At 59.7% G+C, this 7,082-nt stretch carries 7 protein-coding genes; 4 read left to right on the top strand and 3 right to left on the bottom strand.

Annotation, left to right across the window (positions count from 1 at the left end):
- The first annotated feature begins 79 nt into the window (after positions 1 to 79).
- Positions 80 to 385 carry a hypothetical protein gene (locus ADK28_RS06610; protein WP_016928132.1) on the top strand — a complete coding sequence of 102 codons (306 nt, stop codon included), beginning with the start codon at positions 80 to 82 and terminating at the stop codon, positions 383 to 385.
- Positions 386 to 433: 48 nt separating this feature from the next.
- Positions 434 to 769: a hypothetical protein gene (locus ADK28_RS06605; protein ID WP_016928131.1), complete on the top strand. Its 336-nt coding sequence runs from the start codon at positions 434 to 436 to the stop codon at positions 767 to 769.
- 37 nt (positions 770 to 806) lie between these two features.
- On the opposite strand, the gene dcuR is transcribed toward ADK28_RS06605, so the two are convergent.
- The 3 genes from dcuR to ADK28_RS06590 all read right to left on the bottom strand — a co-directional run bounded on the left by dcuR (position 807) and on the right by ADK28_RS06590 (position 4,100).
- Positions 807 to 1,526 (bottom strand): two-component system response regulator DcuR, encoded by a 720-nt coding sequence (gene dcuR, locus ADK28_RS06600; protein WP_048795222.1) that lies wholly within the window; start codon positions 1,524 to 1,526, stop codon positions 807 to 809.
- Positions 1,519 to 3,132 carry a sensor histidine kinase gene (locus ADK28_RS06595; RefSeq protein ID WP_048795221.1) on the bottom strand — a complete coding sequence of 538 codons (1,614 nt, stop codon included), beginning with the start codon at positions 3,130 to 3,132 and terminating at the stop codon, positions 1,519 to 1,521. Before ADK28_RS06595 ends, dcuR begins: the two co-directional genes overlap by 8 nt.
- A gap of 125 nt (positions 3,133 to 3,257) precedes the next feature.
- Entirely contained in the window at positions 3,258 to 4,100 is an 843-nt protein-coding gene (locus ADK28_RS06590) for a class I fructose-bisphosphate aldolase (RefSeq protein ID WP_048795220.1), read from the bottom strand.
- A gap of 484 nt (positions 4,101 to 4,584) precedes the next feature.
- On the opposite strand from ADK28_RS06590, the gene ADK28_RS06585 reads away from it, so the two are divergent.
- The gene (locus ADK28_RS06585; protein ID WP_033640652.1) at positions 4,585 to 5,514 is read left to right on the top strand and encodes a sugar ABC transporter substrate-binding protein; all 930 of its coding nucleotides are present in this window, start codon (positions 4,585 to 4,587) and stop codon (positions 5,512 to 5,514) included.
- Between the two features lie 75 nt (positions 5,515 to 5,589).
- Positions 5,590 to 7,074, top strand: coding sequence for a sugar ABC transporter ATP-binding protein (locus tag ADK28_RS06580; RefSeq protein ID WP_033640651.1), 1,485 nt, complete (start codon positions 5,590 to 5,592; stop codon positions 7,072 to 7,074).
- Positions 7,075 to 7,082: the final 8 nt, after the last annotated feature.

Genomic DNA, 7,082 nt, shown 5'->3' with positions numbered 1-7,082 from the left:
AACGCGGACGCCGCTTCCCGTGCTGCCGCCCAGTATAGGGAACCGCCGGTTTATTTCGGCGTAATCAAAGGAGTTGCCCATGACGAAGAACATGGCCGCGATCTTTCTCTTGCTGTTGCCGCCGCTAAGCCAAAGCGCCGGCGCAGCGCGCTACGACAGGCCGTGCGAAGGGGTGTCGCCGGTGCTGTTTCAAAAGCGCCTGAAAGCGCTGGCGCAGGATCTGCGGCAGGAAATAAGCGAGGAAGCGCCGCCGACGGAGCGCGATGCGGAAGAGCTGGCGCGGTTGGCGGAGTGCGCTATCGAGCCCGGCAAGGCGCCCGTCACCGGCGGGCAGCGCGTCTCCCGTTCAGAGGAAAAGCCGACGGCATCACCGAACGGTTGCTGAGCCGGCGTGTGCGCAGAGTCAAGCGATGTAATGTAAAAGGAGTCATTGATGAAAAGGATCGTGTTGGCCGGCGTGGCCTTGTGTTGTTCCAGCTTCGCGCAGGCGCGGGTGGATCTGGAATACCATGCGGCGGCGCCGAAGGACAGTAAGGTCACCGAGGAGTACCAGAAAAAGCGCGACGCATTGCGCCACAAGGTGTGGAATGTCGATAACCTGACGCTGGCCAACGAGCAGGCGATTGCACGCGAACAGCAGCGCGAAGCCGCTGAGACCGCCGAGCGGCAGCAGCGGAATCTGGAACAGCAGCAGAAAAAGCAGCGCTGCCTGCGGAGACACTCGAAAGATCCTCACCCCGAGGCGAAGTGTTACAGGCACAACTTCTAACCTTCAACGTCCGGGCGCTTTCTGCGCCCGACGTCGTTTAGGCCGGGCGGCAATGCTCTTTCAGCATGGCGATCGCGTCCGGCTTCAGCTGATACAGATAGACCGGTCGGCCGGTGGCGCCGTACAGAATACGGGTGCCGAGGATACCGCTCTCCGCCAGATAGATGAGGTACTTGCGGCAGGACACTCGCGAAATGCCAATGGCGTTGGCCAGGTTGTCGGTGGAGAATTCGCTGTCGTGCTGCTGTTCGATCCACTCGCACACCGTGCTCAGGGTGATGCTGGTCAGGCCCTTCGGCAGCTTTTTGCTCTCCTGGCCGCCGGGCTGGCGGCGCAACAGACTGTCGACGTCGGCCTGCGAAAACTCGCGCTGCGCCAAGAGCTGGGACTGTTGCCGATAGTGGCTCAGCGCCTCCTTGAAGCGGCTGAACTGGAACGGCTTGATCAGATAATCCACCACGCCGTAGTGCAGCGCTTTTTGCACCGTGTCCACGTCGCTGGCGGAGGAGATGATGATCACATCGGTCTTCTCGCCGAGTTCGCGCAGACCGGGCAGCAGATCCAGCCCGTTCTCCTGCTGCATGTAGATATCCAGCAACACCAGATCGATGTTGACGCTGGCATCGGCCAGCAGGGCGCGCGCCTGGCTCAGGGTGGCGACCGTCGCCTGGCAGTGAAAACCGCCGACCTGGCTCAGGTAGTATTTGTTCAGCTCCGCCACCATCGGGTCGTCGTCGACAATCAGTACGTTAATCATGGGCTCTGCTCTTGGCCTGATAGGGAAGGTGCACGAAAAATTGGGTCAGCTCGCCCGGTTCGGATTCGAAATCGATGCTGCCGCCCAGTTTCTCCAGATGGCTGCGGATCAGCGCCAGGCCGATGCCGCGTCCCGTTCCCTTGGTGGAAAATCCGTGTTCGAAGATGCGCGCGCCGATCGCCGGATCGATGCCGGGGCCGTCGTCGCTGACGATACAGTGTAATTGATCGTCGTGATGATGGAAGCTCAGGCCGATCTCGTGGCCCTCAACGCCGTCGATGGCGTCGATGGCGTTTTCGATCAGGTTGCCGAGCACGCTGATCAGCACGTGGGTGGTCTCCGCATCGTCGGTTTCCGGCAGCAGGCTGGTTTCCTCGATGGTCAGTTCGATGCCGGCCTCGTGGGCGCGGCTGATCTTGCCGATGAAGAAGCCCGCCACTTCCGGCGAATGGATCTTGCGCAGCAACGCGCCGATCTCTTCCTGGTAGTTGCTGGCGGTGTTGATGATGTAGTTTTCCAACTGCTGATAGGCCTTCATGTGCAGCATGCCGAGTATCACATGCAGCTTGTTCATAAATTCGTGCGACTGCACCCGCAGGGCGTCGGCGTAGTGCGCCATGCCGCTCAGCCGCTGCAGCAGGCGGCTGACTTCGGTTTTGTCGCGGAAGGTGGCGATGGCGCCGGTCACCTGGCCGTTGACGATCACCGGCACGGTATTGGTCAGCAGTTCGCTGCCGTTGAAGCTGATCTGCCGATCGCGCAGCGGTTCGCCGCTGGCCAGCACCTCCGCCAGATGCAGCTGCGCCGGCCAATGCTTGCTGGCGGCTTCCAGCAGCAGGTTTTCCACCGGCCCGCTCTGGCGCAGCAGGCGCTTGGCTTCGTCATTGACGATGGTGATGCGAGATTCATTATCGACCGCGATCACGCCTTCTTTAATCGACTGCAGCATGGCGTTGCGCTGTTCGAACAGGTTGGAGATTTCGTAAGGCTCGAAACCCAGCATGATGCGTTTGAGCGCAGAGACCAGGAAAAAGGTGCCCAGGCTGCCGACCAGGGCGGCGAAGGCGATGGTCCAATAGATGATCCAACGGCTCTCCGCCACCACCCGCTGCACGGTGTCCAGCGCGATGCCGAGCGCCACCACGCCGATTTGTTTTTTCTGATCGTCATACACCGGCACGAACACCCGCAGCGCCGGGGCCAGCGTGCCGCGGTTGATGGCGCTGTTGACGTTGCCTTGCAGCGCGGGCGCCAGATCGTCGCCGATAAAATGCTTGCCGATCAGCCAGGGTTTAGGGTGCGAATAGCGGATGCCCTGCATATCCACCACCACCACGAACAGCAGCTCGTTTTGATGGCGCACCTGCTCGGCGAAGCGCTGAATGGCGCCGCTGTGATCGCGCCGCTGCAAGCCGTCGATCACGGTGTTGGAGAGCGCCAGCGTGTTGGCGACGGCGATGGCTTTTTGCTGCAGCTGATCTTGCCCCTCGCGGCTCATCTGCACGAAAAACAGCGCGAACACCACCAGCAGCACCGAAGCGATGATGGCGGACACCATCAGCGTGATGGAGGTGCTCAGCTTGAGCGGCACCCGTTGTTTTGGCATGGCGGTTCTCCGAATGGCGATATCACGGCGTATTCTAGCGAGGAATGCGGCAAGCTGCAGTTACCGGCAGCAGGTTATAGCATGCTGCCGGGGGAGCGGGGGGTTATTTTAGTTACAAAAGCGGGTTACTGCTGGTGGTAGATCTCCAGCGCCTGTTGGCCGCTGGCGCCCTGATGGATGATCGCCATCAGGGCGCGCACCACCTGCGACGGGTTGCTGTGTTGATAGACGTTGCGGCCATAGACCATGCCGGAGGCGCCCTGCGCCATCAGCGCGGCGGATTTCTCCAGCACCGAGCCCAGCTCACCCTTGCCGCCGCCGCGCACCAGCGTCGGGCAGCGCGCCGCTTCCACCACGCGGTGGAAATCTTCCACCCGATCGGTCGGATCGGCCTTGATGATGTCGGCGCCCAGCTCGCGCGCCAGCCGCACCAGCGGCACGATCTTCTCCACGTCACCCAGCGATCCGTAGGCGGCGCCCTGGCCGGCCGGGGCCATCACCAGCGGTTCGATCATCAGCGGCATGGCGTAGCGGTCGCAGGCGTGGCGCAGGCGGCCGATGTTTTCTACGCATTGGCGGAAAATGCCGGGTTCATCCGGGATCATATACAGGTTGACCACCACCGCGGCGGCGTCCATTTGCAGCGCAGCCAGGATCGGCGCTTCCGGATTGTGCAACACCGCCCACATCTCACGGTGGCGCGCGGCGTTATAGGCGTTGCCGACGTCGGTGCGCAGCACCAGCGCCGGCTTTTCGCGCTGCGGCGCGCGCTGCAGCAGATCCGCCTGGCCGTAGTTGACCTGAATGGCGTCGGGGCGCGCGGCGATCAGGTTGCCCATCACCCGTTCGATATCTTCCAGGCCGATTAAGAAATCCGGTTCGTTGGCGATGCCGTGATCGATCGCCACGTCCAGGCACTTGCCGTTGTTGAACAGGCGGTTCATCCGCACCTTACTGCTGAGCTGCATGTCAGGTCCTCCTGAGATAGGGATATGTCCATTATTGCCGAGTAAGGATGGTCGGGAAACGCGGAAACCGCAAACTGCGCGCCCGCTCGCAGTTTTTGCCGGCGCACGAAAGGGGAACGCTCGCGGGCGGCTTTCATTTCATTTGTTAGATCCATGTCATGTTTTTGTTAATAAGCCATTCCAAAACGCATGTTTCGCTTGTTTGGGTTAAAAAGTTTCAATAATCTAAATTATGAAATAAACATTTAAAAAAGCGGCGAGGACGCGGCTTTCTCCTCCAGGGGTTTATTTCAATTGATTGTTTTTAATCTGTTTTGAGATATCGATCACCATTTTGTTCACGGCCTTAATACGGCGATAACGCGGTAATTTCGCCGTATCAAAGGGATAACACCGACCGTATTGTTGTTTGAATGTAAAAAATATTTTTCATTAGCTGTCAACCAACAGACCTCTTCATTCTAACGATTAAAGGGTAACGAACATGAAGCTGAAGAAACTGATCGCCGCCTCGGTACTGATGTGCATGCTGCCGGCCAGCGTGTTGGCGAAAGACATCAAGATCGGCGTTTCCATGGCTTACTTCGATGACAACTTCCTCACCATTCTGCGCCAGTCGATGCAAAGCAAAATGAAAGCCGACGGCAACGTCAGCGGCCAGTTCGAAGACGCCAAGGGCGACATCGCGCAGCAAATTCAACAAATCGAAAACTTCGTCAGCCAGGGCGTCGACGCCATCATCCTCAACCCGGTGGATACCCAGGGCGTCAAGCCGATGATCAAACTGGCCGAGAACGCCAAGATCCCGCTGGTGTTCGTCAACCGCAAGCCGGAAGTGGCGCTGCCGGCCGGCATGGCCTACGTCGGATCCGACTCCAAGCTGGCCGGCAAACTGCAGATGGAAGCGCTGGCCAAGCTGATGAACGGCAAGGGCAACGTGATGATCCTGATGGGCGAGCTGTCGAGCGAAGCCACGCGCGACCGCACCCGCGGCGTGGAAGAAGTGGCGGCCAACTATCCCGGCATCAAAATAGTCGACAAGCAAACCGCCAAGTTCTTCCGCAAAGAGGCGGTGGACGTCACCACCGACTGGATTTTGTCCGGCCAGCAGATCGACGCCATCGCCTCCAACAACGACGAAATGGCCATCGGCGCTATTTTGGCGCTGAAGCAAGCCAAAAAACCCGGCGTGCTGGTGGCCGGCGTTGACGGCACGCCGGACGCGCTGGAGTTCATCAAAAAGGGCGATCTGGCGCTGAGCGTGTTCCAGGACGCCAAAGGCCAGGGCGAGGGCGCGGTGCAGACCGCCGTTCAGCTGGTGAAAGGCGAAAAAGTGGAAAGCAACGTGTTGATCCCTTACCAGCTGATCACTCAGGCCAATTACCAGCAATTCGCCGATAAAAACAAGAAATAAGCCTTGAAGCCCGCCGCGGGCGCCGGTGTGGGGCGAGCGCGGCGGAAAACGTGGGTCAGTGCGGAGGTAAGCGGTATGTACCCTTATGTTCTTGAGGCCGAAGGCATCAGCAAGCAGTTCCCCGGCGTCAAAGCGCTGGATAAGGTCTCGATTAAAATCAAACCCGGCAGCGTGCATGCGCTGATGGGAGAAAACGGCGCGGGCAAATCGACGCTGATGAAATGCCTGATCGGCATCTACCACCCGGATGAAGGCTCGATAAAAATCAAAGGCCGGCCGGTCACCTTCAGCGACACGCTGCAGGCGCTGCATTCGGGCATTTCCATGATCCACCAGGAGCTGAACCTGGTGCCTTACATGACGGTGGCGGAAAACATCTGGCTGGGGCGCGAGCCGGCGCGGTTAGGGTTCGTCAACCACGAACAGCTGAACGAGAACACCCGCGAGCTGCTGGCGCGGCTGAACATCAAACTGCAGCCGGACACGCTGGTGGGTGATCTGAGCATCGCCAACCAGCAGATGGTGGAGATCGCCAAGGCGGTGTCCTACAACGCCGACGTCTTGATCATGGACGAACCGACCTCGGCGCTGACCGAAGGTGAAGTGGTGCATCTGTTCGCCATCATCCGCGAACTGCGCGAGCAGGGCAAAGGCATCATCTATATCAGCCACAAGATGGACGAGATCTTCGCCATCACCGACGAAGTGAGCATTTTCCGCGACGGCACCTTCATCGCCTGCGACAAAACCGAAAACCTGACCAAACAGTCGCTGATCACCATGATGGTGGGGCGCGAACTGACGCAGATGTTCCCCAAATTCAACAACAATATCGGCGAGGAAGTGCTGCGGGTGGCGGGGCTGCGCCGCAGCGGCTGGTTCCATGACGTGTCGTTCAGCGTCAAACGCGGCGAGATCCTCGGCGTCGCCGGGCTGGTGGGCGCCGGGCGCAGCGAAGTGATGGAAAGCCTGTTCGGCATGCATCCGGCGGACGGCGGCGAGATCTTTATCGAAGGCCAGGCGGTGAAGGTCGATTCCCCGGCGAAGGCGATCGAGAGCGGGCTGGCGTTTCTCACCGAAGACCGCAAGAAATCCGGCCTGTTTCTGGTGCTGTCGGTGGTCGAGAACATGAGCATCGTCAACCTGTCGGAATACATCGGCAAGAACGGTTTCGTCAGCCACGTACAGATGGCCAAAGACTGCATGGATCAGATCAAAAAACTCAACATCAAAACGCCGACCATGGATCAGATCATCAATAACCTCAGCGGCGGCAACCAACAGAAGGTGCTGATCGCGCGCTGGCTGCTGGCGCAGCCGAAAATTCTGATCCTCGACGAACCGACGCGCGGCATCGACGTGGGGGCGAAAGCGGAAATCTACCGCCTGATCAGCGAGCTGGCCAACCGCGGCGTCGCCATCATTTTGGTCTCCTCCGAGCTGCCGGAGATCCTCGGCATGAGCGACCGGGTGATGGTGATGCACGGCGGCCGCATCACCGGCATTTTGGACAAAGACGACGCGGACCAGGAGAAGATCCTGGCGCTGGCCTCAGAATAACGAAGGGT

The sequence above is a fragment of the Serratia sp. 506_PEND genome (genome assembly GCF_001076875.1).
Lineage (GTDB): Bacteria > Pseudomonadota > Gammaproteobacteria > Enterobacterales > Enterobacteriaceae > Serratia > Serratia marcescens.
This window is presented reverse-complemented; position numbering and strand designations above follow the sequence as displayed.